Source organism: Nocardiopsis lambiniae (genome assembly GCF_031845465.1).
GTDB lineage: Bacteria > Actinomycetota > Actinomycetes > Streptosporangiales > Streptosporangiaceae > Nocardiopsis > Nocardiopsis lambiniae.
On sequence record NZ_JAVREP010000001.1, the window covers coordinates 560,734 to 586,437 of the forward strand.

Here is a 25,704-nt window from a genome sequence, read left to right on the forward strand (position 1 = left end):
CTTCCCGTCGTCTCGTGCTCGTGGTTCAGTCGGTGACACCGGACAGGTCGTGACCCATCCGGTCGCGCTTGGTGCGCAGGTAGGCGATGTTGTCGTCGGTGAGGAACGCCGGCGTGGGGATCCGCTCCGTGACCCGGACCCCGTGCCGCTCCAGGCCCTGCGCCTTGTCGGGGTTGTTGGACAGCAGGCGCACCGAGGAGACGCCCAGGTCGGTGAGGATCCGGGCGCCCGCACCGAACTCGCGGGCGTCGGCGGGCAGCCCCAGCCGCAGGTTGGCGTCGACGGTGTCCACCCCCTCGTCCTGGAGGGCGTAGGCGCGGAGCTTGTGCAGCAGCCCGATGCCCCGGCCCTCGTGGCCGCCCAGGTAGACGAGCACACCGCGCCCCTCGCGGGCGATGTCGGCCATGGCCGCGTCGAGCTGCGGCCCGCAGTCGCACCGGTGGGAGCCGAACGCGTCGCCGGTCAGGCACTCCGAGTGCAGCCGCACCAGCACGTCCGTGCCGTCGCCCAGGTCGCCCATGACCAGGGCCATGTGCTCGGCGCCGTCGGCCGTGCCCTTGAACCCGACCGCGCGCCACTGCCCGTACCGGTTGGGCATCCGGGTCTCCACCAGCCGGGTCACCAGCGGCGGGTGGGCGTCCTCCTCGGAGAGGGACTCCCCCAGCGCCAGCCGGTGGGCGGCCAGCTGTTCCACCGACACCAGCTTCAGACCGTGCTCGTCGGCGAACTCGCGCAGCCGGGGCAGCCGGGCCATGGTGCCGTCGTCCTCGACCACCTCGGCCAGCACCCCGGCGGGCCGCAGTCCGGCCAGCCGGGCGAAGTCGACGGAGGCCTCGGTGTGGCCCCGACGGGCCAGCACGCCGCCCGGCCGGGCGCGCAGGGGCAGGATGTGCCCGGGGCGCACGAAATCGGTGGGGCGGCTCTCGGCGGAGGACAGCAGGCGGATCGTGCGCGCCCGGTCGGCGGCGGAGATGCCCGTGCTGACGCCCTGGCGGGCGTCCACCGTCACCGTGTAGGCGGTGCGCAGGCTCTCCTCGTTGCGGGCCGTCATCAGCGGCAGGTCGAGCCGGTCCAGGTCCGGGCCCTCCATGGGCACGCACACCACACCGGAGGTGTAGCGGATCATGAACGCCAGCAGCTCGGGGGTGGCGAGTTCGGCGGCGAAGATGATGTCGCCCTCGTTCTCACGGTCCTCGTCGTCCACCACCACGATGGCGCGACCGGCGGCGAAATCGGCGATGGCGTCCTCGATCGGGTCGAGGAACACCGGCCGCTCGTCATGGGTCGCGGCCGGGGTGGTGTCGGTGACGGTCATTACCGCTCCAGTGGTCGATGGGTACGGGTGGTACGGGTGGGTGGCGGCCCCCGCGGGGTCAGCCCCGGGGCCCGCGGGGCTGGACGCGGGCGTTCGCGACGGCGGTGATGCGCTCGACGTACTTGGCGATCACGTCGACCTCGATGTTGACGGTGGCGCCGAGGGGCAGACCGCCCAGGGTGGTGGCGCGCAGGGTCTCCGGGATGAGGCTGACCTCGAAGTACCCGGCGGTCGCGCCGGGCTCGCTGACCGCGGACACGGTCAGGCTGGTGCCGTCGACGGTGATCGACCCCTTCTCGACCACGTAGCGGGACAGCGCGTCGGGCAGGTCGAACCGTAGAACGTCCCAGTTGTCGCCCGGATTCCGGGACAGGAGGCGGGCGGTGCCGTCCACGTGGCCCTGGACGATGTGTCCGCCCAGGCGGGAGTCGACACGGGCGGCGCGTTCGAGGTTGACCGGGGCGCCGGGGGTCAGGGAGCCGAGGGAGGAGCGGTCCAGGGACTCCTTCATCACGTCGGCGCTGAAGGTCCCCGCGCCGCGGTCGACGACGGTCAGGCACACGCCGTTGACCGAGATGGAGTCGCCGTGACCGGCGTCGGAGGAGACCAGGGGGCCGCGCAGGGTGAGCAGGGCGGCCTCGCCCTCGGGACCCGCGGGTTCGATGGAGACGACCTCGCCGAGCTCTTCCACGATTCCTGTGAACACGCCTTCGCCTTCCCTCGCCTGACAGGGCTCCGGGGCGTGTGCGGAACGTGCGTCCACGGCGGATCGGTGAGCGGCCGTGGGCATGGCGCGCCACGGCGAACAGACCGTCCCGACGCGTGCTGCCTCCCATCCGGACTTTAACCGTCGGTACCGGAATTCCACCGGTTCAACCGGCCGATGGACTCGGCCGGGTCGCGGACTGTCACCGCCGGTTCGGACTTTCACCGACCCCGGAGCACGCATTCTCAACTGATGTCTGAGACGACCCCGATCTTAACTCCGCGGTAGCACGAGCGCATAGTGCGTGTGACCGGGATCATGCGCCGGGCACGCCGTCGGCCCGGTCCTCGGCCTGTTCCCCCTGGTCCCGAGGGGAGGACGGGCGCCGCGCCAGGCCGCTGCGCAGGAACAGCTCCGGCGCGCCGAAGGACGCCCAGAACGCGACGACCACGTAGGTGAGGAATGCCAGGAGGGCCTCGGTGGGCCCCGTCACCGACACGAACACCAGGTCGGTGAACACGAGCACGCTCACCACCACGGAGATGCCCAGGACGAACCGGGCCGCCCTCGCCGACAGCGGACCCTCGGCGCTGTACCAGCCGCGCCGGTCCAGCAGGGTGAAGCCCACCAGCCCGCCGAGCAGCGCCCCGGAGAGGCCGAAGAGGCCGGCCAGGGTGTACCCGGCCGGATCCAGCGGGGTCGCGCCGATCCACTCCGCCGGCGGCTCCCAGCCGTCGCGCGCCAGGTACCGCCACGCGGCACCGATCAGGCAGGGGGTCAGGGACACGGCCGCCGCGACGGCGACCCAGCGGACGGTGTCCAGCCGCCGCCACCAGGCCAGCACCCGGTCCTCCCAGCGCAGGAACGCCCGGAGGGTGGCGACCCCGAGCAGGACCCCCACCACGATGTCGCTGATGAAGTGGACGCCCAGGTACACGCGGGACAGGCAGATGAGCGCGATGAGCCCGATCGCCGCCCACAGGAGGGCGCGCCGACCGGAGGCGACCCCCAGGTAACCCCACAGGACCGTGGAGCCCTGGGCGTGGCCGGAGGGCATCCCGAAACTGGACTCGGTGGCGTGCTGGGCGATCTGCGCGCTGTACCAGGAGGGCCGGGCACCGTACACGAAGCCCTTGAGCAGGTGGTTGAGAACGCCCGTGCCCACGGCCAGGACGAACAGGCGGGCGCCCAGCCCGGAGTTCACGGACCAGAAGATCAGGGCGAGCAGGGCGATGACGAAGGTCTGGGAACCGAGTTCGGTGACGACGGCCATGGGCCCCACGAGCCGGTCCCCCAGGCCCTGGAGCCATTCGATGGGGGCGGTCTCGGCCTCCCACAGCACGTCCATGGCCGGGTCTCCGGCCGTTCGAGCGTTCACGGCGCGCACTCCACGTGTCCGCGCTTGGCAACGCGCTCACGCCGCGCCGCTCCCCCGAGGGCGCGGGCGCCAGGGGAAGACGGAGCCGCGACCAAGCGAAATCGACGACTACGGTGCGCCAGCCTAGAGGGTGGGGCGCCGACGTGACCAGCCGCACGCCGATGTCACACCGGGATCGTTATGCGCGTCCGGAGGCCTCGGTCGCCTGGGAACGCAGGACCTCGATGGCCTTGGCCGGGTCCTGTGCGCCGTAGACGGCCGAACCGGCGACGAAGACGTCGGCCCCGGCCTCGGCGGCGCGTTCGATGGTCTCGGTGCCGACCCCGCCGTCCACCTGGAGCCAGACGGAGGCCTCACGGCTGTCGAGGATGGCGCGGGCGCGGCGGATCTTGGGCAGGACCAGGTCGAGGAACCGCTGTCCGCCGAACCCGGGTTCGACGGTCATGAGCAGGAGCATGTCCATCTCGCCGACGAGGTCGGCGTAGGGCTCGACGGGCTCCGCGGGGTTGAGGGCCAGTCCGGCGCGGGCGCCCAGGCGGCGGATCTCGCGCAGGGTGCGCACGGGGGCGTTGGCGGCCTTGGCGTGGACGGTGACGCTGCCCGCGCCCGCCTCGGCGTAGGCGGGGGCCCACCGGTCGGGGTCCTCGATCATGAGGTGGCAGTCCACGGGGGTGTCGGTCGCCTTGAGCAGGGACTCGACGATGGGCAGGCCGAGGGTGAGGTTGGGGACGAAGTGTCCGTCCATGACGTCGACGTGCAGCCAGTCGGCGTTGGGAACGGCGGCGGCTTCGTCGGCGAGGCGCGCGAAGTCGGCGCTGAGGATGCTGGGTGAGATCTGGATTGCCACGCCTGGCAGTGTAGTCAGACGTCGGACGGGTCCGTGAGAGGACCTCGTGTCGACGCGGGCGTCCGGACCTGGTGTGATCTCATCACAAAGCACCAGCTTGACAATGTAGATCATGATTTGTCCGTTTTTACGATGCTGACGCATCGCCGTCCCCGGTCCTCGCGCCCCGCGGAGGGACACGACCGGGACGGCCCGAGGGTCCGGCCGCCGGTCCCGGAGGACCGGCGGCGACAGGGGACGCGACTCAGGAGCGGCGCAGCAGGGCCAGGAACATGGCGTCGGTGCCGTGCCGGTGCGGCCAGAACTGCACGTACCGGCCGTCCTCGCCGGCGGCCAGGTCGGGCACCCCGTCCAAGAGGTCGGCGGCCCGCAGCAGGGTGAGGTCGTCGCGTTCGGCCAGCACCCGGCGCACGACGCCGTCGGTCTCGTCCAGGTGGGGAGAGCACGTCACGTACGCCACCACGCCGCCGGGCCGGACCGCCTCCACGGCGTTCACGAGCAGGTCGTGCTGGAGCGGGGCCAGGTCGGCGGCGGAGTTCTCGGTGCGCCGCCACCGCGACTCGGGGCGGCGGCGCAGGGCGCCCAGCCCCGTGCAGGGGGCGTCCACCAGGACCCGGTCGAACACGCCCGGCCTCCAGGCTGGACGGGTGCCGTCCGCGGCGATCGCGCGCCCGGCGTCGCGCGGGGCGCGGTGCACCGCCCGGGCGACCAGCCCGGCGCGGGCCGGCTGCACCTCCGAGGCCACCAGGCGCGCCTCCCCTTTGCCGGCCAGCGAGGCGAGCAGCCCCGCCTTGCCGCCGGGACCCGCGCACATGTCCAGCCACAGTTCGTCGCGGCCGTGGACGTCGACCCTGGTCAGGGCGAGCGCCACCAACTGGCTGGCCTCGTCCTGCACGGCGGCGCGGCCCTGTCGGATCTCGCGGATCGTCCCCGGATCGCCCTCCGGCAGCTGCGCGCCGAAGGGAGAGTAGGGCGTGGGCTCGGCGCCCACCGCGACCAGGTCGGCGACGGTGGCCCGGCCGGGCTTGGCCATCAGCGTCACCTTGGGGCGCTCGTTGTGGGCCACCAGCAGGCGCTCGGTCTCCACCAACCCGGTCGAGGACCGCTCGCCCAGGGCGCGGGCCAGCTCCTTGACGACCCAGCGCGGGTGACTGTGCACCACCGACAGGTATCCGCTGGGGTCGACGGCGCGGTCCGGGGCGATGACCTCGGTCCAGGCGTCCAGGTCGCGGGCGGCGACCTTGCGCAGGACGGCGTTGGCGAACCGGGCGCGGTGGTGGCCCACCACCCGGCGGGCCAGGTCGACGGTGGCGCTGACCGCGGCGTGCGGCGGGATCTTGGTGGACAGCAGCTGGTGGGCGCCCAACCGCAGCACCGGGAGGACCTCGGCGTCGACGGAGGCCAGCGTGCGGTCCACGCAGGTCTCCATGATGGCGTCGTAGGTGCCCTGGAGGCGCAGGGTGCCGTAGGTCAGCTCGGTGGCCAGGGCCGCGTCGCGGCCGGAGATGCCGCGTTCGTTGAGCAGGGCGGGCAGCAGCAGGTTGGCGTAGGCGTCGCGCTGGTCGACCGCGCGCAGGACGTCGTAGGCGACCCGGCGGGCCGGGTCGCGGGGCTTGGCCTGCGCCGCGCCGCCCTGGGCCCCGCCCTGTCCGGGCCTGGAGCCGTGGCGCGGTCGGCGGTACGGGGATCGGGACTGCTCGCTCAACGTGTGCTGCTCCTGGGACCGTGGACGTGACCTGGTGGGGTCGGGCCCCACCAGGTCGAGCCTACGGCAGCTCAGTCGCCCAAACGGTCGTCTTCGGTGGGACGCACGCCACGGGCCCAGTCGACGGCGGCCATGGCGCGCTTGCCCTCGGGCCGGACCTCGCCGAGCCGGACCGGGTGGGTGGCGGTGCCGACGATGACCCGCTTCTTGTCGACGTGCAGGCGGCCGGGGTCCAGCGCGGGTGTGTCGGCGTCGGGGAGGGGCACGACCGGACCGAGCTTGAGGCGGGTTCCCCGGAAGGTCGTCCACGCGCCCGGGGCGGGTGTGCAGGCGCGCACGAGTCGGTCGACGCGCAGGGCGGGGGCGGTGAAGTCGACCTCGGCGTCGTCGGTCTCCAGCTTGGAGGCGTAGGAGACGTCGGCGTCGGGCTGGGGGACGGGGGAAAGCCCGCCCGAGGCGATGCCGTCGATGGTGCGGGCCAGGAGCCCGGCCCCCGACACCGCCAGACGGTCCAGGAGTTCGCCGCTGGTGTCGGTGGGGCGGACGGTCTCGGCGAGGGTGCCGTAGACGGGACCGGCGTCGAGTTCCTTGACGATCCGGAACGTGGAGGCGCCGGTGACGTCGTCGCCGTGCAGGATCGCGTGCTGGACGGGGGCGGCGCCGCGCCAGGCCGGCAGGAGGGAGAAGTGCAGGTTGACCCAGCCGTGGCGGGGGATGTCGAGGGCGGCCTGGGGCAGCAGGGCGCCGTAGGCGACCACCGGGCAGCAGTCCGGGGCGATCTCGGCGAGGCGGGCCAGGAAGTCGGGGTCACCGGCCTTGAGCGGCTTGAGGACCTCGATGCCCGCCTTCTCCGCGAGTTCGGCGACGGGGCCGGCCGTGATCTTGCGCCCGCGCCCGGACCGGGCGTCGGGGCGGGTGACGACGGCGGCGACCTCGTGGTCGGAGTCGATCAGCGCTCGCAGGGACGGAACGGCCACCTCGGGCGTGCCGGCGAAGACGAGTTTCATGCGGGGTCCCCCTCCTGGATCCACGGCCCACCGCCGCGGATCCCAGTTGTACCAGCCGTACCGGGCGTCCCAGGAGCGTTGTCGCCGGGTTCTGGTAGACCAGAGGGGATGACATCCCAGTCCAGTGGGCCCGACGGGGTCCTCTTCGAGCTTCCCGCCGAACCGCCGGCGGAGAGGAAGCAGGAGAAGAAGCGGTCCGACCGCCCGGCCCCGCGCAGGTCCGCCGAGCGGCTGCCGATCGCGCGCGTGGTCGTGGACACCCCGCTGCCGCACCTGGACCGGTACTTCGACTACCGGGTGCCCGCCGACATGGACGAGGCGGCGGTGCCGGGGTGCCGGGTGCGGGTGCGGTTCAACAACCGCAGGCTGACCGGCTTCCTGGTCGAGCGGGTGGACTCCTCGGAGTTCGGCGGGCGGTTGGCGTACCTGGACGCGGTGGTGTCCCCCGAGCCGGTGCTCACCCCCGAGATCCTGGGGTTGTCCCGGGCGGTCGCCGACCGTTACGCGGGCACCCTCAGCGACGTGCTGCGCCTGGCCGTGCCGCCCCGGCACGCCCGCGCGGAGAAGGAGGAGCCCGGAGACCCCGCCGGGGCGGTGCCCGTCGCGCCGGAGGCGGGCCCGTGGACGGAGTATCCGGACGGGCCGGCCTTCCTGGGGGAACTGCGCGGGGGGCGGGCGCCCCGGGCGGTGTGGAACGCGCTGCCGGGGACCGACTGGGCCGAGGCGATCGCCGTGGCGGCGGGCACCGCGCTGGCGGCCGGGCGGGGCAGCGTGATCGTGGTGCCCGACGGGCGCGACGTCGAGCGGGTCGACGCCGCGCTGGTCTCGGTGCTCGGCGAGGGGCGGCATGTGGCGCTCACCGCCGGTCTGGGCCCCTCCGAGCGTTATCGGCGCTGGCTGTCGGTGCTGCGCGACCGGGTACGGGTGGTGGTCGGGACCCGGGCGGCGGCGTTCGCGCCCGTCCGCGACGTGGGTCTGGTGGTGCTGTGGGACGACGGTGACGACGTGCACGCCGACCCGCACGCCCCCTACCCGCACGCGCGCACGGTGCTGTCGATGCGCGCCCATCGGGCGGAGGCGGGCGCGCTGATCGGCGGGCACACCCGGACCACCGACGCCCAGATGCTGGTGGAGTCGGGGTGGGCGGGGGCGCTCGTCGCCGACCGGGCCACCCTGCGGCGGCACGCGCCCCTGGTGCGGGCCGCCGGCGACGACCGCGAGCTGGCCCGGGACGGGGCGGCGCGCACGGCGCGGCTGCCCGGTCTGGCCCTGCGGGTGGCACGGGAGGCGTCCCGGGCGGGTCCGGTGCTGTTCCAGGTGCCCCGGAGGGGGTACCTCACCACGCTGGCCTGCGCGGGTTGCCGGGAACCGGCCCGGTGCGACGGCTGCCGGGGACCGTTGGCGGTGCGGGGTTCGCACGCGATGCCCTCGTGCGGCTGGTGCGGTCGGGTGGCGGGGGCGTGGGCGTGTCCGGAGTGCGGTGTGACCCGGATGCGGGCCGTGGTGGTGGGCGACCGACGCACCGCGGAGGAGCTGGGCCGGGCCTTCCCGTCGTTGACGGTGCGCACCTCGGGCCGTGAGGAGGTGCTGTCGCGGGTGCCGGACGCGCCGTCGCTGGTGGTGGCCACGCCCGGGGCGGAACCGGTGGCCGAGGGCGGGTACGCGGCGGCGGTGCTGCTGGACGGGTGGGCGCTGCTCAACCGGATGGACCTGCGGGCGGCCGAGGAGACGTTGCGGCGGTGGTTGAGCGCGGCAGCCCTGGTGCGCCCGGAGGGCACGGTGGTGGTGTGCGCCGATGTCCGGTCGCCGGTGGTGCAGTCGCTGGTGCGGTGGGATCCGGGCGGGTTCGCCGAACGCGAGCTGGCCGACCGACGTGAACTGGGGTTCCCCCCCGCGGTGTCGATGGCGTCGGTGACCGGGGGCCCCGAGCACGTGCGCGAGCTGTTGGACCGGGTGGACCTGCCCGAGGGCGTGGAGCTGCTCGGCCCGGTCCCGGTGGGCCCCGAACGGGTGGAGGGCCCCGCCGGCCCGGGCGGAACGCACACCACCGAGCGGGCCCTGCTGCGGGTGCCGCGCGCGGGGGTGGGAGAGCTGGCCCGGGTGTTGAAGGCGGCCTCGGCCGCGCGCAGCGCCCGCCGCGAGGAGCACCTCGCCCAGATCCGGGTGGACCCGCTCCACGTCGTCTAGGCGCGCAGGCCGGGGCGATGTCGGACCGCCGGTCGGTGACGGGCGGGGCGGCGCGGTCCGGCGGCCGGGGTCCGGTCGCGCCGTTCCACGGCGGGGCCGCTCAGACGGTGGGGCCGAGGCCGGCGCGGTAGAGGTCGCGCAGGAGGAGGACCTCGGCGCTGTGGTGGACGACCTCGCGTTGGACGTGCAGGATGAGGGCGACCATCGGGAAGTCGGCCCATTCGGTGGATTCGGCGCCGCCGACGGGGGCCGCCAGTCCCTCCTCGTCGAGGTCGGCGACGTGGTCGGACCAGGAGAGGTAGGCGCGGCGCAGGCGTCGGCGCGCCTGGTCGGCGGTGCCCGGCCAGGCGACGTCGCCGAAGGTGCCGTCGCCGAAGTGGCGGTCGTCGCGCTGTTCCAGCACCTCGACCACGATGTGGCCCAGCCGCCAGGCGATGGTGGTGACCGGTGGCGGGTCGGGTTCGGGGACGATCCGGTCGGGGTGGAAGCGTCCGTCCGGTCCGGGACGCACGCCCCAGGCGTTCGGGACCGGCTCCCAGTGGAACTCGGCGTCGGTGAGCCCCTCCAGCCGGGGCCACAGGGAGTAGTCCCAGTAGAACCGAAGCTGGGCCAGGATCTCGCCCGTCCAGTTCACCGTCGCCATCGGCGTCCTCCCCCGGTCCGGCCGGACGCGCGTCCCAGCGCGCCCAGGGTGCCGGTGCCCGGTCCGGGCACGTCCTCGTCCGGGTAGGGCCACCACTGGATGTCGGCCGCCCCGGGTTCGACGGGGTGGAAGGGGGCCAGGGCGCTGCGCAGCGCGGTGTGGGGGCCGGTGGTGGTGAGGGCGAGGTAGCCGCCGCCGCGCATGAGGGCGTGCAGGTCGGCGATGCCGGTGGGCGGGGCGTCCGCGGCGAAGGGCCGGGTCATGAGAACGGCGACGGGCTCGTCGAGATCGACGAGCCCGGAGGTGGCGAGGCGGTTCAGGGAGGACGGGGAGCAGGAGCCGTCGCCGGTCAGGACCGCGTCGGAGGCGACCATCCCGGCGACACCGGGCGGGGAGACGTGGACGACGCGCGCGTCGGGGCGGGCGGCACGGACCAGGTCGGCGGTGCCGGGCACGGGGGAGCCCCAGTCGACGAACTGGGCGACGCCCCCGTCGGCGCACAGGTAGGCGATCATCCGGGTGAGGAAGGCGCCGTGTCGGCGGTCCGCCTCGTCGGGCCCGGGTGGTGTCGCGGGGTGCGAGGGGAGGCCGCGCAGGTCCACGACGCGTGAACGGCGCCCGAGGTGGCGCATCGGCTCTCGACGCGCACCCGTGAGCGGTCCCGCCTCGCTGCCTCGGACGTCCGTCACGATCACGCTCCCCCAGCCGGTCCGCTCGTGGGAGGCAGGCGTGTCGCCGGACGGACCGGTCGGGTCCACGGCATTCGCGCCATGCCATTCAGGGCCTGATGCTACCTCTTGGGAAAGTGATTCCCCACACACCCTCTAGTGTTATGTGCCCTATTTAGTTATTTGTCGTGTCTTGTGACTCCACAATTTCCGGGACTCAGGGCCTGAAACGCGCATCGGGGACGTCGTGGACGACGCCCCCGAAAGGCCCTCCCGGAACGGCGCGAGGGCCACCCCACCGCGGGGGCCCTGCGGGGTGAGGGTCAGTGGATCGCGCGCGGGTCCGGGATCGGCACCAGACGCCCGTCGGCATCGGCGTACTCCCGGCACGGACCGTGGGCGACCAGATCGGCGACGGCGCCGACCAGTCGGTCCACGTGCTCCCAGGTGGTACCGATGCCCAGACTGGCCCGCACCGCCTGCCCGTGGCCCTCCGGCAGCAGGTGCCGGGTGAGCGGGTGGGCGCAGAACAGACCGTCGCGGACCCCGATCCCGTACTCGGCCGACAGCGCCGCCGCCAGCAGGTCGGCGGGCAGCCCGTCCACGACGAACGAGACGATGCCCACCCGCGGGTGCTCATCGCCCCACAGGGACAGCTCGTGCACGCCGTCGATCTCGGCCAGTCCGGCGCGCAACCGCTCCACCAGCGCGGACTCGCGGATGTGCAACGACTCCTGCACCTTCGGGGTGAGGGTGTCGCAGGCCGCCGCCAGGGCGACCGCGCCCAGCACGTTGGGGCTGCCCGCCTCGTGGCGGGCGGGCAGGTCGTTCCACACCACGTCGTGGTCGGTGACCGACCGCGTGGCGCCGCCGCCGGACAGGTAGGGGACCGCCTCGCGCAGCCAGTCGGCGCGGCCGGCCAGCACGCCCGAACCGAACGGCGCGTACAGCTTGTGCGCGGACAGGGCGACGTAGTCGGCCCCGGTGCGCTCCAGGTGGAAGGGCAGGTGCGGCACGTACTGGGCGGCGTCCACCACCACGCGGGCGCCCTCGGCGTGCGCCGCCGCCACCAGTTCCTCGACCGGCCAGATCTCACCGGTGACGTTGGAGGCCGCCGTGACGCACAGCAGGCGGGGCCCCTGCGGCGCGGTCGCCAGGGCGGCCCGCGCGGCGTCCACCGCCGCCTCGGGGGACCCCGGCAGGGGCAGCCGGATGACCGCTCCGGCCTGGGAGGCCGGGTGCTCCCACGGCAGCAGGCTCGCGTGGTGCTCGGACTCGAACACCACCACCGTGCACCCCTGCGGCACCGATCGGGCCAGCAGGTTGAGGGCGTCGGTGGTGCCGCGCACGAACACCACCGCGTCGGCCGGTTCCGTGCGCACCCCCAGGAAACGGGCGACGGAGCGGCGGGCCCGTTCGTAGGCGTCGGTGCTGACCTGGGAGTGGTGGCCGGCGCCTCGGTGCACGCTGGCGTAGTAGGGCAGGGCCGCCGACAGGGCGTCGGCCACCGGGGTCAGGCACGGGGCGCTGGCCGCGTAGTCCAGGTTGGCGTACTCGACGTGTTCACCCGTGACCAGGGGCACGCCCTCCTCGGCCGCGACGATCGCGCAGCGGTCCAGGTCGACCGGCTCGGGACGGGGCCGGCGGACGGAACGGGCGGAGCCGATGGGAGTGACGACGGTCATGGCACACCTCTTCTGTGGGTCGTGGGACCCACGGGGGTGCCGATCAGGCAGCGCCACAAGGGTCCGCGCTTGCTCCGACACGGTCGTGTCGGGACCTGGTCCTCACCCGGGGCACCCCACCGCGGAAGGAGGGTTGCCGACCAGCGAGCCGGGGCTTGACGCTGGTACTCGTGACCTGCGACGCAGATTAACACAACGCTCCCGGCGCGCGACAGGCGCGGACCCGTGTGGCCCGGGACACGCTCACACGGCCCCCCGCTCGACAGGCGTGGAACGGAACCGCCATACTCGTACCCACCTGCCCTCACGTCGCGGGTGTCCGGTTCCCCCCGGACGCCTACCAGGCGCGAGACTCCAGTGCGTTGGAGTTCCCGCATGCCCGCGAACGAGAGGTGACGTACGTGCACGACCGTATGCAGCAGGTCTTCCGTAATCCCAGGGTCGTCCTGATCTCCGGTTACGCCCGTCTGCCCGATTCCGTGGCGAGTCATTCCCAGTACCAGCGGCTCGGTGTCGTCCTGGCGGTGGACACCGCCGACGGCCGGATCGTGGCCGCCGACACCACGCTGCTCACCGACCTGGCCAAGGACTTCTTCCGTGCCCTGGTCGAGGGGGCCTCGGTGACCGAGGACATCGCCGAACTGGTGAGCCGGGTGCAGACCCGGTACGCGGGACAATCGGGCGCCGCGCTCACGACCGCGCTGCGCCGCTGCCTGGAGAGCTACTACCAGCTCAAGGACGATCACCAGCTGCCGAGCGGCGAGGAGTGATCCCGTGACCGAACCCCTGCCCCTGACCGGCGTGCGCGTCGCCGACCTGTCCCGGGTGCTGGCGGGCCCCTACGCCACCATGCTCCTGGCCGACATGGGGGCGGAGGTGATCAAGGTGGAGCAGCCCGGACGCGGGGACGACACCCGCGCCTGGGGGCCTCCGTGGGCGGGCGGTGAGGCCGCCTACTACCTGTCGGTGAACCGCAACAAGCGGAGCCTGGCCGTCGACCTGAAGGACCCCGACGGGCTGGCGGCCGTACAGGAGCTGTGCGCGGGCGCCGACGTGGTCGTCCAGAACTTCCGGCCCGGGGTCATCGACCGCCTCGGTCTGGGCCACGCCGCCGTGAGCGTCCGCAACCCGGCGGTCGTGTACTGCTCGGTGAGCGGGTTCGGGCCCGAACACGAACCGGCGACGCGGCCCGGGTTCGACATCGTGGTGCAGGCCGAGAGCGGGCTGATGGGCGCCACCGGTCCGGCCGAGGGGCCGGCGAGCAAGGTGGGCGTGGCCATCACCGACGTGCTCACCGGGCTCAACGCGGCGGTGGGGATCCTGGGGGCCCTGTTCCGGGCCCGGGCCACCGGCCGGGGCGAGGAGATCACCGTGTCCCTGGTCAACTCCAGCCTGTCGGGCCTGGTCAACCTCACCCAGCAGGCGCTGGTCACCGGGACCGAACCCGCGCGGATCGGCAACGCCCACACCACGATCGTGCCCTACCAGGCGTTCCCCACGGCCGACGCGGACATCGTCATCGCTGCGGGCAACGACACCCTCTACCGACGGCTGTGCGAGGCGCTGGACCGGCCCGACCTGGCGAGGGACCCGCGGTACGCCACCAACCCGGAGCGGGTGACCCACCGGGAGGAGCTGGTCGGGGAGATCACCGCGACGCTGACCACCCGCCCCGCCGACCACTGGATGGGGCTGCTCGTCGAGGCGGGGGTGCCCGTGGGCCGGGTGCGCGGGGTGCTGGACGCGCTGCGCACCGCCCAGGCGCGGGGGGACGACGTGCTGCGGACCGTCGAGCACCCCACCGCCGGCCTCCTGGAGCAGGTCCGCGCCGGGTTCCGGTTGGAGAACACCCCTCCCCCGCTGACCGCACCGCCCCTCCTGGGGCAGCATTCCCGGGAGATCCTCACCGAGCTGGGTCTGTCCGCCGACCGTATCGACGCGATGGTCGAACGCGGCACGGTCGAACAGGCCGCCTCCTGACATCACGAAGGAACGACATGAACCACCACAAGGCGCCCGCCCCCGACCCGCACGACTTCCTGGCCGTCGACGCCGACCTGTCCGACACCGAGCGCGATGTGCGCGACGCGGTGCGCGCGTTCGGCACCCGTGAGCTGCTGCCCCACGTGGCGGACTGGTTCGATGCGGGCACGCTGCCCGACCCGCGCGGGTTGGCCAAGGCGTTCGGCGACCTCGGCGTGCTGGGCATGCACCTGGAGGGGTACGGCTGCGGGGGGTCCGGGGCCGTCGCCTACGGGGTGGCCTGCCGCGAACTGGAGGCCGTCGACTCGGGGCTGCGCAGCTTCGTGTCCGTGCAGGGGTCGCTCGCGATGGCGGCGATCCACCGGTACGGCTCCGAGGAGCAGAAGGAGCACTGGCTCCCCCGCATGGCCGCGGGCGAGGCCATCGGCTGCTTCGGGCTCACCGAGCCCGACTCCGGGTCCGACCCGGGGTCCATGCGCACCCGCGCCCGCGAGGACGGTTCCGACTGGGTGCTCGACGGCACCAAGATGTGGATCACCAACGGGTCCGTCGCCGACGTGGCCGTGGTGTGGGCCGCCACCGACGACGGCATCCGGGGGTTCGTGGTGCCCACCGACACCCCGGGCTTCACCGCGAACGTCATCCACAAGAAGCTGTCGCTGCGCGCCTCCATCACCTCGGAGCTGGTCCTCGAAGGAGTGCGCCTGCCCGCCGACGCGGTCCTGCCGGCCTCCCGCGGTCTGGGCTCGCCGCTGTCGTGCCTCAACGAGGCCCGCTACGGGATCGTCTGGGGCGTCGCGGGCGCGGCCCGCGCCTGCTACGAGGCCGCGCTGGAGTACGCGGGCACCCGCGAACAGTTCGGCCGGCCGATCGGCGGGTTCCAGCTGACCCAGCGCAAGCTCGCCGACATGGTCGTGGACGTCAACCACGCCACCATGACCGCCCTGCGGATCGGCCGGCTCAAGGATCAGGGGCTGGCCCACCACAACCACGTCAGCTTCGGCAAGTTCGCGAACGTGGCCGCCGCCCAGCGCGTGGCGAGCGCGGCCCGTTCCGTGCACGGCGCCAACGGGATCACCCTGGAGTACCCGGTGATGCGGCACATGGTGAACCTGGAGACGGTGGCCACCTATGAGGGCACCGAGGAGATCCACGCGCTGAGCATCGGCCAGGCGGTGACGGGGATCTCCGCGTTCCGGTGACCGCGGTCCGCCGTTCGTCGCGGACACCCCCCACAATGGGGGCAAGCGATCGAGGGAGTTGCCAGATGGTGGACGAACCGGCGAAGCGGTTCGAGATGACGCGGGCGCGGCGGGTCCTGAACGCCGCGCTGAGCGGCTTCGTCAAATACGGGATGTGCCCGCCCGATACGTACCTGCTCACGACGCGGGGACGTAGGACGGGGTTCCTGCGCACCGTCCCGATCAACCTCGTGGACAACGACGACGGCCGGTTCCTGGTCGCCCCCTACGGGGAGGTCGACTGGGTGCACAACATCCGCCGGGACGGGTTCGCGACCCTGCGTCAGGGCGGATGGATCGAACTGGTCAGCGTGCGCGAACTGGAGGCCGAGGAGGCGGGCCCGGTCCTGCGGGACTACGTGGACCACCCGCGTGCCCTGGTGGTGGCGCCGTACTTCGACGCACCGCCGGACGCGCCGGGCGAGGCGTTCGCCGCCGAGGCGGACCGGCATCCGGTGTTCGAGATCGTGCGGTCCACGACGGTCCGGATCTGAACGCGGCGGCCCCGGTCCTCGGACCGGGGCCGTTCCCGTACCCGTCCCGCTCACCCGGGGAGGGAACGGACGGACGGCGCCGGCCCACCCGGGGAGCGGCGCGTCCGGTCGTGCGGGACGGTCAGTTGCGGACGCGGTACACGTCGTAGACCCCGTCCACACTGCGGACCGCGCGCAGCACGCTCCCCAGGTGGGCCGGGTCGGCCATCTCGAACGTGAACCGGCTCTGGGCGACCCGGTCGCGGCTGGTCTGCACGGTCGCCGACAGGATGTTGACGTGCTGGTCCGACAGCACCCGCGTGATGTCCGACAGCAGCCGGGCCCGGTCCAGGGCCTCCACCTGGAGGGCGACCAGGAACAGCGAGTCCTCGGTGGGCGACCAGTCCACCCGCACCTTGCGCTCGGCGTCGAGGGTGGCGGCGTTGACGCAGTCGGCGCGGTGCACCGACACGCCGTTGCCGCGGGTGACGAACCCGACGATGTCGTCGCCCGGCACCGGCGTACAGCACTTGGACAGCCGGGCCCACACGTCGGCGTCGCCCTCCACGACCACGCCCGGGTTGCCGGGCTGGCGCTGGCGGGGCGCCTTGGTGGGCGGCTCCGGCTCGACGATGTCCTCGGTGTGGCCGTCCGGCGCGCCCATGGAGTCGACGAGTTTGGTGACCACGTTCTGGGCGCTGACCTGCCGCTCCCCCACCGCCGCGTACAGGGCGTCCACGTCCGGGTAGCGGAGTTCCTTGGCCAGGGCGATGAGGGCCTCTCCGCTGAACAGGCGCTTGACCGGCAGCTCCTGCTTGCGCATGACCTTCGCGATCTCCTCCTTGCCCTGTTCGATGGCGGCCTCGCGGCGTTCCTTGGTGAACCAGTGCCGGATCTTGTTGCGGGCGCGGGCGCTCTTGACGAAGTCGAGCCAGTCCCGGTTGGGACCCGCGTCGGGGTCCTTGGAGGTGATGATCTCGATGGTCTCGCCGTTGTGGAGTTCGTTCTCCAGCGACACCAGACGCCCGTTGACCCGGGTACCGACGGTGCGGTGACCGACCTCGGTGTGCACGGCGTAGGCGAAGTCGACGGCGGTGGCGCCCTGCGGAAGCGAGATGACGTCGCCCTGGGGGGTGAAGACGAACACCTCCTGCACCGACAGGTCGAAGCGCAGCGATTCGAGGAACTCGCCGGGGTCCTTGGTCTCCTGCTGCCAGTCGATGAGCTGGCGCAGCCAGGCCATGTCGGAGCCGCCCTTGGGCACGGGGGCCCCACCGCTGTTGCGGTCCTCCTTGTACTTCCAGTGGGCGGCGATGCCGTACTCGGCGCGCCGGTGCATGGCGCGGGTGCGGATCTGGAGTTCGACGGGGTTGCCCGAGGGTCCGATGACCGTCGTGTGCAACGACTGGTACATGTTGAACTTGGGCATGGCGATGTAGTCCTTGAACCGCCCCGGCACCGGGTTCCACCGCGCGTGGATGGTCCCCAGGGCCGCGTAGCAGTCGCGGACGCTGTCCACCAGGACCCGCACGGCGATGAGGTCGTAGATCTCGTCGAAGCCGACGTTGCGGGCGATCATCTTCTGGTAGATCGAGTAGTAGTGCTTGGGCCGGCCCTTGACGGTGGCCTTGATCTTGGATTCGCGCAGGTCGCCGGAGACCGCCTCGATGACCTCTTGAAGGTAGACGTCGCGGCGGGGGGCGCGTTCGGACACCAGGCGGGCGATCTCGTCGAACCGCTTGGGGTAGAGGGTGGCGAAGGCCAGGTCCTCCAGCTCCCACTTGATGGTGTTCATGCCCAGTCGGTGGGCGAGGGGGGCGAAGATCTCCAGCGTCTCGCGGGCCTTCTTCTCCCGTTTGGCGACCGACGGCAGATAGCGCAGGGTGCGCATGTTGTGGAGCCGGTCGCAGAGTTTGATGACCAGGACACGGATGTCGCGGGCCATGGCCACGACCATCTTGCGGACGGTCTCGGCCTGGGTGGCCTCGCCGTACTTGACCTTGTCGAGTTTGGTGACGCCGTCGACGAGTTCGGCGATCTCGTCACCGAAGTCGGCGCGCAGCTCCGTCAGGGAGTACTCGGTGTCCTCGACGGTGTCGTGCAGCAGCGCGGCGGCCAGGGTGGCCTCCTGCATGCCGAGTTCGGCGAGGATGGTGGCGACGGCGAGCGGGTGGGTGATGTAGGGGTCGCCGCTCTTGCGTTTCTGATCCCGGTGATAGTGCGCGGCCACCTCGTAGGCGCGCTCGATGAGCCGCACGTCCACCTTGGGGTGGGTGGCGCGCACGGTCTTGATCAGTGGTTCCAGCACCGGGTTCATCGTCACTCCCCGCTGGGCGCCGAGTCGGGCGAGCCTTCTGCGTACTCGCACGGTGGAGGGCGTGGATACGGCGGAGGGCGCCGCTGTGCCGGCGGCGCCCTCCGGGCGGTCTTCTCGGGGCGCCCGGGGGGTGCCGGGCTCCTCGCCGTGCGTTCCGTGCTCGGACACCGTCCCGGTCGAGACCACTTCGCCTGGCATGCCTACCTCCCGCGGTTCCGCCCGGATCGTTCGGGCGGTCGGCATCGCCCGGCTCCACCGGTGCACGTGCGTATCATCAGGGCCGGTCGCCGATCACGGCCGCCGCGGTGTCCCACCCGCCAGTCTAGTGGGCCCCCACCGGCGCGAACGCGGTACCCCATGACCCGTGTCACTCGGTCCGTCACCCCTCGTGTCCGAGGTGTCGGGAACGGTGTCAACGGCGGATCCGGTCCGGGTGTTCCCGGAGGGCTCGCCCGCGTCACGGGCGGTGGGCCGTGCTCGGACCGCGCGGGGTCCGGGCTCAGACCGAAAGGAGTGCGTGCGGCTCCACGTCGGACAGTCTCTCGCGTCCCCGGAGCGCGGTGAGCTCCATCAGGACGGAGAATCCCACGACCGTACCACCCGCCTTGCGGACCAGGTCCACCGCGGCCCGCCCGGTCCCCCCGGTGGCCAGTACGTCGTCGACGATGAGCACGCGGGATCCGGCGGTGATCGCGTCCGCGTGGACCTCCACGGTCGCGGTCCCGTACTCCAGATCATAGGGCTGCTCGATGACGGCCGCGGGGAGTTTCCCGGCCTTGCGCGCCGGGACGAACCCGGCCCCGAGCGTCAGGGCGACCGGCGCGCCGAAGATGAATCCGCGGGCCTCCAGCCCCACCACCCGGTCCACACCCGCGTCCCGGAAGGGGGCGGCGAGCCCGGTCACGGTCCCGGCGAGCGCCGCGTGGTCGGCGAGGAGCGGGGTGATGTCCTTGAACAGGATCCCGGGCTTGGGGAAGTCGGGGATGTCGCGGATGCGCGCCAGGATCGCGTCCAGGTCGACTGCGGTGTCCGCGGGGGTGTTGTCGTGGGCCATGGTGCGGTGTGGACCTTCTGCTGTGGTTCGGGGTCGCGCCGCCCGGGGCGCGGCGCACCGGGCGGGAACACGACGGTACCGGCCCCGGTGGGGGCCGGTACCGGAGGTCGGCGCGTCGGCCGGGCACGGCGCGTCGGGAGCGCCGCGAGGGCGTTCCGGCGACGGCCGCGTCGACCGTCAGTTGTTGGGCTTGGGGTCGTCGTCGCCGAAGTCGGGGCGGTCCTCGACCGGCGTGTCGTCGGCCTGCGGCGTGATGATCTCGCCGATGCCCGGCTTGAGCATGCGGATACGGGTGCCCGGGGAGATCTCCAGGATCACGTCGTTGTCGTGGACCTCGACGACGGTCCCGTAGATGCCCGCCTTGGTCATGACCTCGACTCCGGGGACCAGGTCGCTCTGCATCTTCATCTCCTGCTGACGCCGCTTCTGGTTGGGCCGCCAGATGAGCAGCCAGAACACCAGGAGGATGAGGGCGATCATGGGGAGCGAGGAGAGGATTCCTCCGCCCGCGGAGGTTCCCTGGGCACCTTCGGCGAGTTGGTAAAGGCCCTGCACGGGGCGTCCTTCCTGAAGTCTTCGTCGTGTGGCCGACGGCACGGTCACCGCGACGACCACCTTGTTCGTGCCGGTCCGGACACTGTGGTCCGCTCGACACCCGGTGATGACAACGCTCCGGACGGCCGAAGCGTTCCTTCGGTGTCGGACGACACTCCCGGGTCGGGGCGTCACCCCGTTCTCGGTCGGTTCGTCACAGCTTACGTGGCGCCGGTCACCGTTCCCCCACCGACGGAGATCGGAGTGTTAACGGTTGGGTTTCGCGTCGAGGCCTTTCCGTGACCTGCGCCGGGGCGGTCAGGGGGTGCCGGAGGTCGCGCCCGCGCCGTTGCCGGTGGTGGTGCCGGGGCCCGTGGTGCCGACGGCCGCGGCGGCGCCGAACGCGGCGTCGGGCGGGGGCGTGATCCCCAGATGCGCCCAGGCCAGCGGGGTGGCGACCCGACCCCGCGGGGTGCGGGCCAGGAAACCGGAGCGGACCAGGAAGGGCTCGGCGACCACCTCGACGGTCTCGGCCTCCTCCCCCACCGACACCGCCAGGGTGGACAGGCCCACGGGGCCGCCGCGGAAGCGGTTGAGCAGCACGTCGAGGATGGCGCGGTCCAGGCGGTCCAGGCCCAGCTCGTCCACCTCGTAGAGCTCCAGGGTGGCGCGGGCGGTGTCCAGGGACATGATCCCGTCGCCGCGCACCTCCGCGTAGTCGCGGACCCGGCGCAGCAGGCGGTTGGCGATACGGGGGGTGCCGCGCGAACGCCCGGCGATCTCGCGGGCCGCGTCCTCGGCGAGCGGCACGCCGAGCAGACCGGCCGAACGGTGGAGGATGCGCTCCAGTTCCTCGGCCGTGTAGAAGTCCATGTGGGCGGTGAACCCGAAGCGGTCGCGCAGCGGGGCGGGCAGCATGCCGGCCCGCGTGGTGGCGCCGACCAGGGTGAAGGGCGCGATGTCCAGGGGGATGGCGGTGGCGCCGGGACCCTTGCCGACCACGACGTCGACCCGGAAGTCCTCCATGGCGACGTAGAGCATCTCCTCGGCGGGGCGGGCCATGCGGTGGATCTCGTCCAGGAAGAGGACCTCGCCCTCCTGGAGGGTGGAGAGCACCGCGGCCAGGTCGCCGGAGCGTTCGATGGCGGGTCCGGAGGTGATGCGCAGGGGCGCGCCGAGTTCGGCGGCGATGATCATGGCCAGGGTGGTCTTGCCCAGGCCGGGTCCGCCCGACATGAGGATGTGGTCGGGGGCGCGGTTGCGCTTGCGGGCGCTGTCCAGGACCAGGGAGAGCTGGTCGCGCACCCGCTCCTGGCCGACGAAGTCGTCGAGCGAGCGGGGGCGCAGGGCGCCCTCCACCTGGCGTTCGTCGGCACCGGCCTCGGGTGAGACGGCTCCGCGCCCGTAGGGGTCGGCGGGGCCCGTCGGTCGGTCGTCGTGGTCGTACACGGGGTGCTCCTAGGCGCGGCTGAGCGTGCGCAGGGCGCTGCGCAGCAGGACGGCGACGTCGGTGGTCTCCTCGGCCTGGGGGGCGACGGCGGCCGCCGCGGCCTCCGCGTCCTTGCCGGACCAGCCGAGGTTGACCAGGCCGGAGACGACCTGGGTGCGCCAGGCGCCGTTGGGTCCGGCCCCGGACACGGGGGCGGACGGCAGGGTGCCGTCGGTGAGGACGGGTGTGTCGAGTTTGCCGCGCAGTTCCAGGACGATGCGCTGGGCGCCCTTCTTGCCGATGCCGGGGACCCGGGTGAGGGCGGCCGTGTCCTCGGTGGCGACGGCGTGGCGCAGGGTGTCGGGGTCGAGCACCGACAGCATGGCCAGGGCCAGCCGGGGGCCGACACCGGAGGCGGTCTGGAGCCGTTCGAAGAGGTGCTTCTCGTCGTCGTCGGCGAACCCGAACAGGGTGAGGGAGTCCTCGCGCACGACGAGGCTGGTGGCGACGGTGCCGGCCTCGCCGACGTGCAGGCGGGTCAGGGCGCTGGGGGTGCACTGCACGGACATGCCGACCCCGCCGACGTCGATGACGGCGCTGCCCGCGCCGCGTGCGGCCACCCGGCCGGTGAGGAACGCGATCATGTCATAGCGGGCACCGGGTGCCCTTCTCCTTCCTTAGGGGCGGGCGCCGCGGGCGCGGCGGGCCAGTTCCACCTTGCGCGCGAAGTCCTGTTGGGCCTGGGCGACCCGGGCCTGGGCGCCGCCGCGCCAGATGTGGCAGATGGCCAGGGCGACGGCGTCGGCGGCGTCGGCGGGTCGGGGCGGACCGTCGAGTCCGAGGATACGCGCGACCATGATGCCGACCTGCGCCTTGTCGGCGCGACCGCTGCCGGTGATGGCGGCCTTGGCCTCGCTGGGCGTGTGCAGCGCGACGGGCAGGCCGCGTCGGGCGGCGCAGACGAGGGCGATGCCGCTGGCCTGGGCGGTGCCCATGACGGTGCTGAGGTTGTGCTGGGCGAAGACCCGTTCGACGGCGACGGCGTCGGGGCGGATCTCGTCGAGCCACTGCTCGATGCCGCGCTCGATGCCCAGGAGCCGCTGGGGCAGGTCGGTGTCGGGGCCGGTCCGGATGGCGTCGGCGGCGATCAGGCTCAGGGGGCGGCCGATGGCGCCCTCGACGGCTCCGACGCCGCACCGGGTGAGCCCCGGGTCGATCCCCAACACGCGCACGCGCCCCACACCTTTCTCGAACGTTCGTTCGCACCATGCTAGTGCCGTGGACGGACGGACGTCCCGTGACCGGCCCGGTGTGTCGCCGCCCCGGTGCGCGGCCGACACGGCCGCGGTGGTCGAGCGTATCGGTGGCGGGGGACGTTCAGAGGCGGTTCGCGCCCCACAGGTCGGCCAGGGCGGCGCGACGTTCGGCCCGGGACAGACCGCGCAGGTCGGCGACGCCGCGTTCGGTGACCACGACCTCCACGTCCTGGGAGGGGGTGGTCACCGGACGGGAGAGGCGTTCGACCAGGGTGGGTCGGCCGCGGTGGCGCGTGGGGATGGCGATGACGCTGAGCCCGCCGATGGAACGGGTGGCCGCCGCGGCGTAGTCGGCGTGGCCGCCGATGCCGCCCAGCACCCCTCGGGCGGTGCCCTCGACGTTGACCTGGCCGTCGTGGTCGATCTCCACGGCGGTGTTGATCGCGATGAAGGGGTCGGCCGAGAGCCGGCCGGGGTCCAAGACCCGTTCGACGGGGTGCAGCAGGGGGCGGCCGTCGGCCCAGGCGTGCAGGCGGGGGCCGCCCACGAGGTACATGGCGACGGGGTCGCCCAGCAGGAGGCCGCGCTCGTCCAGGTCGACGACGGCCTCGGGGAGCAGGCCCGAGTCGATGCGCACCGGGACCCGCAGTTCGGCGGCCAGTGCGGCGGGCACCGCCCCGAAACCGAGCTGGAGGCGGACCCCCTCGGGGATCAGGGGCGCCAGGTGCCGGGCGATGGCGACCTGGTCGGGGCCGGTGGGCGAGGGGCGCAGGGTGCCGGCGGGGCGATCGCTCCCGCCGATGACGACGACGCGGTCGGCGGGGAGCGGGGCACCCGCGTCGGCGCGGGGCAGGGCGCGGGAGACCACGCCGGCGACGGTGGCGCCGGCGTCGATGGCGGTGCGCTGCCAGGAGACCTCGCTGCCGAAGGCGTACCCGCCGGGCACGGGGACCAGGGAGGCGACGAGCAGGTCGGGGCGCCAGGGACCGTGCAGCAGGGCGGGGACGCCGGACATGCGCACGGGCGGGTGGGCGACGAGGCCCCGGTCGACGAGGTCGCGCAGTCCCCAGCCGGGCATGACGGTGCGCGCGTCCGCGAACGCGGTGGGGTCGAGCGCGGGGTCGGGTTCGGGGACCCAGCCCAGGACGAGGCGCACCCCGCCGGCCTTCGCCGCGGCGGCGCACAGTTCGGCCGTGACGCCCCGGGGGGCGCCGAATCCGTCGCCCAGGGCGATGGTCGCACCGGGTCGGACCAGGTCGCTCAGGCTCTCCACGTTCTCTCCCCTTTCGCCGGACCGACCGTACCGGACCCCGGGAACGGGAAAAGGGGTGGACTCCGTCGTGGCGGCCTGCTAAGTTATTCTCGAATCGAGAAAAACTCACGATGAGAAGAACTGGTGGGACCATGGTGGACGACGGAACGCGGCGCGACGAGGACGAGAGCGATTTCCTCGCCGCCTACGATCCGCACGCCTTCGCGCCCGTGGCGGTCACCGTCGACGTGGTGGCGATGACGATCCGCGCCGGTGAACCCCTGCTGCTGCTGGTCCGCCGGGGTGCGCGCCCCCAGAAGGGCCGCTGGGCGCTGCCCGGCGGGTTCGTGCGGGCCGAGGACGGCCCGGCCGGACCGGCCGACCCCGACCTGCCCGACGCCGCGCTGCGGGTCCTGGCGGAGAAGACCGCCCTGCCCACCACGCTCCACCTCGAACAGCTGGGCACCTACGGCACCCGCGACCGCGACCCCCGCATGCGGGTCTTCTCGGTGGCGTACATGCTCCTGGCCCCCGACCTGCCCGACCCCGAGCAGGGCCGTGACATCGCGGAGGCCGCCTGGGTCCCCTGGCACGTCCTCGGGCACGGCGGCCCCGCCGAGTACGAACCCGCCTTCGACCACGCGCGCGTCATCGCCGACGCCGTCGAACGGGCCCGCGCCAAGCTGGAGTACACCTCCCTGGCCACCGCGTTCCTCCCGCCCCTGTTCACCATCACCGACCTGCGCGAGGTGTACGAGGCCGTGTGGGACCGGCCCCTGCACGCCGCCAACTTCCACCGCAAGATCCTCGCCGCCCCCGGGTTCGTCGAGGACACCGGGGACCTCGCCGAGCGCGGCGGCCCCGGAGGCGGTCGCCGCCCCCGCCTGTACCGGGCGGGCGGCACCACCGCCCTGCACCCGCCCCTGCTCAGGAGCGCCCATGACACCCGTGGAGGTTCCGATGACCGTCGATGAGGCGACCCGGGCCGTCCTCACCGCCCGTGACCCCGCCGACCTGTTCGGCCCTCTCCCCACCGACACCACGGCCGTGCCCCCTGCGGCGGTCGCGGCGCACCGGCGGCTCGCCCGGTCGCTGCACCCCGACACCCCCACCGGTGACGCCGCTCTGTTCACCCGGCTCACCGAGATGTGGACGCGCTACCGGAAGGCGGTCCAGGGCCGGATCGGGTTCGACGACCACGTGGTGGTCACCGCCGCCCACGGCTACCACGTGGGGCCCTCCCCCCTCGCCTCGGGCGACATCGCCGACCTGTACCCCGTCCGCTACCGGGACGACCACTGGCGCGACGCGGTGCTCAAGGTGCCCCGGTCCCCGCGCGACAACGACCTGATGAAGGCCGAGGCCACCGCCCTGGAGCGGATCCGCGAGCACGGGCCGCGCGAGGCGCGGGCGTTCTTCCCCCGGCTGGTGGAGTCGATCCGCCACCGCGACGCCGCGACCGGGGTCGAGCGCAGGACCAACGTGCTGGCCCGGTGGGACGGCTTCCACAGCCTGGCCGACGTGCGTCGCGCGTACCCCGACGGCGTCGACCCGCGCGACGCCGCGTGGATGTGGCGCCGCCTGCTGGTCGCGCTCGACGCGGCCTCCCGGGCCGGGGTGGTGCACGGGGCGGTGGTGCCCGAACACGTGCTGATCCACCCCGAGGAGCACGGCGTGATCCTGGTCGACTGGTGCTACTCGGTCACCGCGCACGCGGCGAGCGGCGCCCCGCACATCCCCGCGATGGTCCCCCACCGCAAGGACTTCTACCCGCCCGAGGTGGCCCAACGCCGCCCCGCGTCGGTGCGGACCGACATCTACATGGCGACCCGGTGCGTCGAGTACGTCACCGCCGGACGCCTGCCCCGAGAGCTGCGCTCGTTCGCCCGCGGCTGCTCCCTGCCGGCGCCCGAACAGCGCCCCTCCGACGGGTTCACCCTGCTGATCGAACTCGACGACGTCCTGGAGCGGCTCTACGGGCCGCGCCGGTTCCGCACCTTCACCATGCCCGACCCCCACTGAAA

General features: G+C 73.2%; 23 protein-coding genes and 2 riboswitches. Of the genes, 7 read left to right on the plus strand and 16 right to left on the minus strand.

Annotation, left to right across the window (positions count from 1 at the left end):
* Nucleotides 1–25: 25 nt before the first annotated feature.
* From RM479_RS02525 to fmt, 6 genes are all read right to left on the minus strand, one after another.
* Nucleotides 26–1,315 carry a bifunctional 3,4-dihydroxy-2-butanone-4-phosphate synthase/GTP cyclohydrolase II gene (locus RM479_RS02525; RefSeq protein ID WP_274807784.1) on the minus strand — a complete coding sequence of 430 codons (1,290 nt, stop codon included), beginning with the start codon at nucleotides 1,313–1,315 and terminating at the stop codon, nucleotides 26–28.
* 58 nt (nucleotides 1,316–1,373) lie between these two features.
* Complete coding sequence (locus RM479_RS02530; RefSeq protein ID WP_311510080.1) at nucleotides 1,374–2,021, minus strand: riboflavin synthase; 648 nt, start codon at nucleotides 2,019–2,021, stop codon at nucleotides 1,374–1,376.
* Nucleotides 2,022–2,133: 112 nt separating this feature from the next.
* A riboswitch (FMN riboswitch) is annotated at nucleotides 2,134–2,264 on the minus strand.
* 73 nt (nucleotides 2,265–2,337) lie between these two features.
* Complete coding sequence (locus RM479_RS02535; RefSeq protein ID WP_311510081.1) at nucleotides 2,338–3,399, minus strand: phosphatase PAP2 family protein; 1,062 nt, start codon at nucleotides 3,397–3,399, stop codon at nucleotides 2,338–2,340.
* Between the two features lie 178 nt (nucleotides 3,400–3,577).
* Nucleotides 3,578–4,246, minus strand: a complete 669-nt coding sequence (gene rpe / locus RM479_RS02540) for a ribulose-phosphate 3-epimerase (protein ID WP_311510082.1) — start codon at nucleotides 4,244–4,246, stop codon at nucleotides 3,578–3,580.
* Nucleotides 4,247–4,490: 244 nt separating this feature from the next.
* Nucleotides 4,491–5,951 carry an RsmB/NOP family class I SAM-dependent RNA methyltransferase gene (locus RM479_RS02545; protein WP_311510083.1) on the minus strand — a complete coding sequence of 487 codons (1,461 nt, stop codon included), beginning with the start codon at nucleotides 5,949–5,951 and terminating at the stop codon, nucleotides 4,491–4,493.
* 71 nt (nucleotides 5,952–6,022) lie between these two features.
* Nucleotides 6,023–6,958 carry a methionyl-tRNA formyltransferase gene (gene fmt / locus RM479_RS02550; protein ID WP_311510084.1) on the minus strand — a complete coding sequence of 312 codons (936 nt, stop codon included), beginning with the start codon at nucleotides 6,956–6,958 and terminating at the stop codon, nucleotides 6,023–6,025.
* 108 nt (nucleotides 6,959–7,066) lie between these two features.
* Here fmt and RM479_RS02555 point away from each other — a divergent pair, with 108 nt between their 5' ends.
* The gene (locus tag RM479_RS02555; protein ID WP_311510085.1) at nucleotides 7,067–9,145 is read left to right on the plus strand and encodes a primosomal protein N'; all 2,079 of its coding nucleotides are present in this window, start codon (nucleotides 7,067–7,069) and stop codon (nucleotides 9,143–9,145) included.
* A 100-nt stretch (nucleotides 9,146–9,245) separates the two neighbouring features.
* On the opposite strand, the gene RM479_RS02560 is transcribed toward RM479_RS02555, so the two are convergent.
* From RM479_RS02560 to RM479_RS02570, 3 genes are all read right to left on the minus strand, one after another.
* Nucleotides 9,246–9,788 carry a DinB family protein gene (locus RM479_RS02560; protein ID WP_311510086.1) on the minus strand — a complete coding sequence of 181 codons (543 nt, stop codon included), beginning with the start codon at nucleotides 9,786–9,788 and terminating at the stop codon, nucleotides 9,246–9,248.
* On the minus strand, nucleotides 9,776–10,477 hold the full coding sequence (locus RM479_RS02565) for an SAM-dependent methyltransferase (RefSeq protein WP_397221128.1): 702 nt from the start codon (nucleotides 10,475–10,477) through the stop codon (nucleotides 9,776–9,778). The genes RM479_RS02560 and RM479_RS02565 overlap by 13 nt, the downstream gene beginning before the upstream one ends.
* A 302-nt stretch (nucleotides 10,478–10,779) precedes the next feature.
* On the minus strand, nucleotides 10,780–12,141 hold the full coding sequence (locus RM479_RS02570) for an aminotransferase class V-fold PLP-dependent enzyme (protein ID WP_311510088.1): 1,362 nt from the start codon (nucleotides 12,139–12,141) through the stop codon (nucleotides 10,780–10,782).
* A 60-nt stretch (nucleotides 12,142–12,201) separates the two neighbouring features.
* Nucleotides 12,202–12,317, minus strand: a riboswitch (SAM riboswitch).
* A gap of 237 nt (nucleotides 12,318–12,554) precedes the next feature.
* Here RM479_RS02570 and RM479_RS02575 point away from each other — a divergent pair.
* From RM479_RS02575 to RM479_RS02590, 4 genes are all read left to right on the plus strand, one after another.
* Nucleotides 12,555–12,911 (plus strand): DUF3870 domain-containing protein, encoded by a 357-nt coding sequence (locus RM479_RS02575; protein ID WP_274808119.1) that lies wholly within the window; start codon nucleotides 12,555–12,557, stop codon nucleotides 12,909–12,911.
* 4 nt (nucleotides 12,912–12,915) lie between these two features.
* Entirely contained in the window at nucleotides 12,916–14,121 is a 1,206-nt protein-coding gene (locus RM479_RS02580) for a CaiB/BaiF CoA transferase family protein (RefSeq protein ID WP_311510089.1), read from the plus strand.
* A gap of 17 nt (nucleotides 14,122–14,138) precedes the next feature.
* Nucleotides 14,139–15,326, plus strand: a complete 1,188-nt coding sequence (locus tag RM479_RS02585) for an acyl-CoA dehydrogenase family protein (RefSeq protein WP_311510090.1) — start codon at nucleotides 14,139–14,141, stop codon at nucleotides 15,324–15,326.
* 65 nt (nucleotides 15,327–15,391) lie between these two features.
* The gene (locus tag RM479_RS02590) at nucleotides 15,392–15,859 is read left to right on the plus strand and encodes a nitroreductase/quinone reductase family protein (protein ID WP_311510091.1); all 468 of its coding nucleotides are present in this window, start codon (nucleotides 15,392–15,394) and stop codon (nucleotides 15,857–15,859) included.
* Between the two features lie 121 nt (nucleotides 15,860–15,980).
* Here the strand turns inward: RM479_RS02590 and RM479_RS02595 are convergent, their stop codons facing one another.
* The 7 genes from RM479_RS02595 to RM479_RS02625 all read right to left on the minus strand — a co-directional run bounded on the left by RM479_RS02595 (nucleotide 15,981) and on the right by RM479_RS02625 (nucleotide 23,701).
* On the minus strand, nucleotides 15,981–18,155 hold the full coding sequence (locus RM479_RS02595) for a RelA/SpoT family protein (protein ID WP_311510092.1): 2,175 nt from the start codon (nucleotides 18,153–18,155) through the stop codon (nucleotides 15,981–15,983).
* A gap of 499 nt (nucleotides 18,156–18,654) precedes the next feature.
* Nucleotides 18,655–19,209 (minus strand): adenine phosphoribosyltransferase, encoded by a 555-nt coding sequence (locus tag RM479_RS02600; RefSeq protein WP_311510093.1) that lies wholly within the window; start codon nucleotides 19,207–19,209, stop codon nucleotides 18,655–18,657.
* A gap of 177 nt (nucleotides 19,210–19,386) precedes the next feature.
* On the minus strand, nucleotides 19,387–19,764 hold the full coding sequence (gene yajC / locus RM479_RS02605; RefSeq protein WP_274807769.1) for a preprotein translocase subunit YajC: 378 nt from the start codon (nucleotides 19,762–19,764) through the stop codon (nucleotides 19,387–19,389).
* A 297-nt stretch (nucleotides 19,765–20,061) separates the two neighbouring features.
* The gene (gene ruvB / locus RM479_RS02610) at nucleotides 20,062–21,192 is read right to left on the minus strand and encodes a Holliday junction branch migration DNA helicase RuvB (protein ID WP_311510094.1); all 1,131 of its coding nucleotides are present in this window, start codon (nucleotides 21,190–21,192) and stop codon (nucleotides 20,062–20,064) included.
* 9 nt (nucleotides 21,193–21,201) lie between these two features.
* Entirely contained in the window at nucleotides 21,202–21,816 is a 615-nt protein-coding gene (gene ruvA, locus RM479_RS02615) for a Holliday junction branch migration protein RuvA (RefSeq protein WP_311510095.1), read from the minus strand.
* 33 nt (nucleotides 21,817–21,849) lie between these two features.
* The gene (gene ruvC, locus RM479_RS02620) at nucleotides 21,850–22,404 is read right to left on the minus strand and encodes a crossover junction endodeoxyribonuclease RuvC (RefSeq protein ID WP_311510096.1); all 555 of its coding nucleotides are present in this window, start codon (nucleotides 22,402–22,404) and stop codon (nucleotides 21,850–21,852) included.
* Between the two features lie 145 nt (nucleotides 22,405–22,549).
* Complete coding sequence (locus tag RM479_RS02625; protein ID WP_311510097.1) at nucleotides 22,550–23,701, minus strand: acetyl-CoA hydrolase/transferase C-terminal domain-containing protein; 1,152 nt, start codon at nucleotides 23,699–23,701, stop codon at nucleotides 22,550–22,552.
* Nucleotides 23,702–23,811: 110 nt separating this feature from the next.
* Here RM479_RS02625 and RM479_RS02630 point away from each other — a divergent pair, with 110 nt between their 5' ends.
* Nucleotides 23,812–24,654 (plus strand): NUDIX hydrolase, encoded by an 843-nt coding sequence (locus RM479_RS02630; RefSeq protein WP_397221135.1) that lies wholly within the window; start codon nucleotides 23,812–23,814, stop codon nucleotides 24,652–24,654.
* The gene (locus RM479_RS02635) at nucleotides 24,641–25,702 is read left to right on the plus strand and encodes a molecular chaperone DnaJ (protein WP_311510098.1); all 1,062 of its coding nucleotides are present in this window, start codon (nucleotides 24,641–24,643) and stop codon (nucleotides 25,700–25,702) included. The genes RM479_RS02630 and RM479_RS02635 overlap by 14 nt, the downstream gene beginning before the upstream one ends.
* The last annotated feature ends 2 nt before the right edge of the window (nucleotides 25,703–25,704 follow it).

Bases quoted from the DNA above. Each gene is read 5' to 3' on its own strand.
- RM479_RS02525 (WP_274807784.1), bottom strand. From the start codon at position 1,315: ATGACCGTCACCGACACCACCCCGGCCGCGACCCATGACGAGCGGCCG.
- fmt (WP_311510084.1), bottom strand. From the start codon at position 6,958: ATGAAACTCGTCTTCGCCGGCACGCCCGAGGTGGCCGTTCCGTCCCTG.
- RM479_RS02555 (WP_311510085.1), top strand. From the start codon at position 7,067: ATGACATCCCAGTCCAGTGGGCCCGACGGGGTCCTCTTCGAGCTTCCC.
- RM479_RS02560 (WP_311510086.1), bottom strand. From the start codon at position 9,788: ATGGCGACGGTGAACTGGACGGGCGAGATCCTGGCCCAGCTTCGGTTC.
- RM479_RS02570 (WP_311510088.1), bottom strand. From the start codon at position 12,141: ATGACCGTCGTCACTCCCATCGGCTCCGCCCGTTCCGTCCGCCGGCCC.
- RM479_RS02575 (WP_274808119.1), top strand. From the start codon at position 12,555: ATGCAGCAGGTCTTCCGTAATCCCAGGGTCGTCCTGATCTCCGGTTAC.
- RM479_RS02585 (WP_311510090.1), top strand. From the start codon at position 14,139: ATGAACCACCACAAGGCGCCCGCCCCCGACCCGCACGACTTCCTGGCC.
- RM479_RS02590 (WP_311510091.1), top strand. From the start codon at position 15,392: ATGGTGGACGAACCGGCGAAGCGGTTCGAGATGACGCGGGCGCGGCGG.
- RM479_RS02595 (WP_311510092.1), bottom strand. From the start codon at position 18,155: ATGAACCCGGTGCTGGAACCACTGATCAAGACCGTGCGCGCCACCCAC.
- RM479_RS02600 (WP_311510093.1), bottom strand. From the start codon at position 19,209: ATGGCCCACGACAACACCCCCGCGGACACCGCAGTCGACCTGGACGCG.
- ruvA (WP_311510095.1), bottom strand. From the start codon at position 21,816: ATGATCGCGTTCCTCACCGGCCGGGTGGCCGCACGCGGCGCGGGCAGC.
- RM479_RS02630 (WP_397221135.1), top strand. From the start codon at position 23,812: ATGAGAAGAACTGGTGGGACCATGGTGGACGACGGAACGCGGCGCGAC.
- RM479_RS02635 (WP_311510098.1), top strand. From the start codon at position 24,641: ATGACCGTCGATGAGGCGACCCGGGCCGTCCTCACCGCCCGTGACCCC.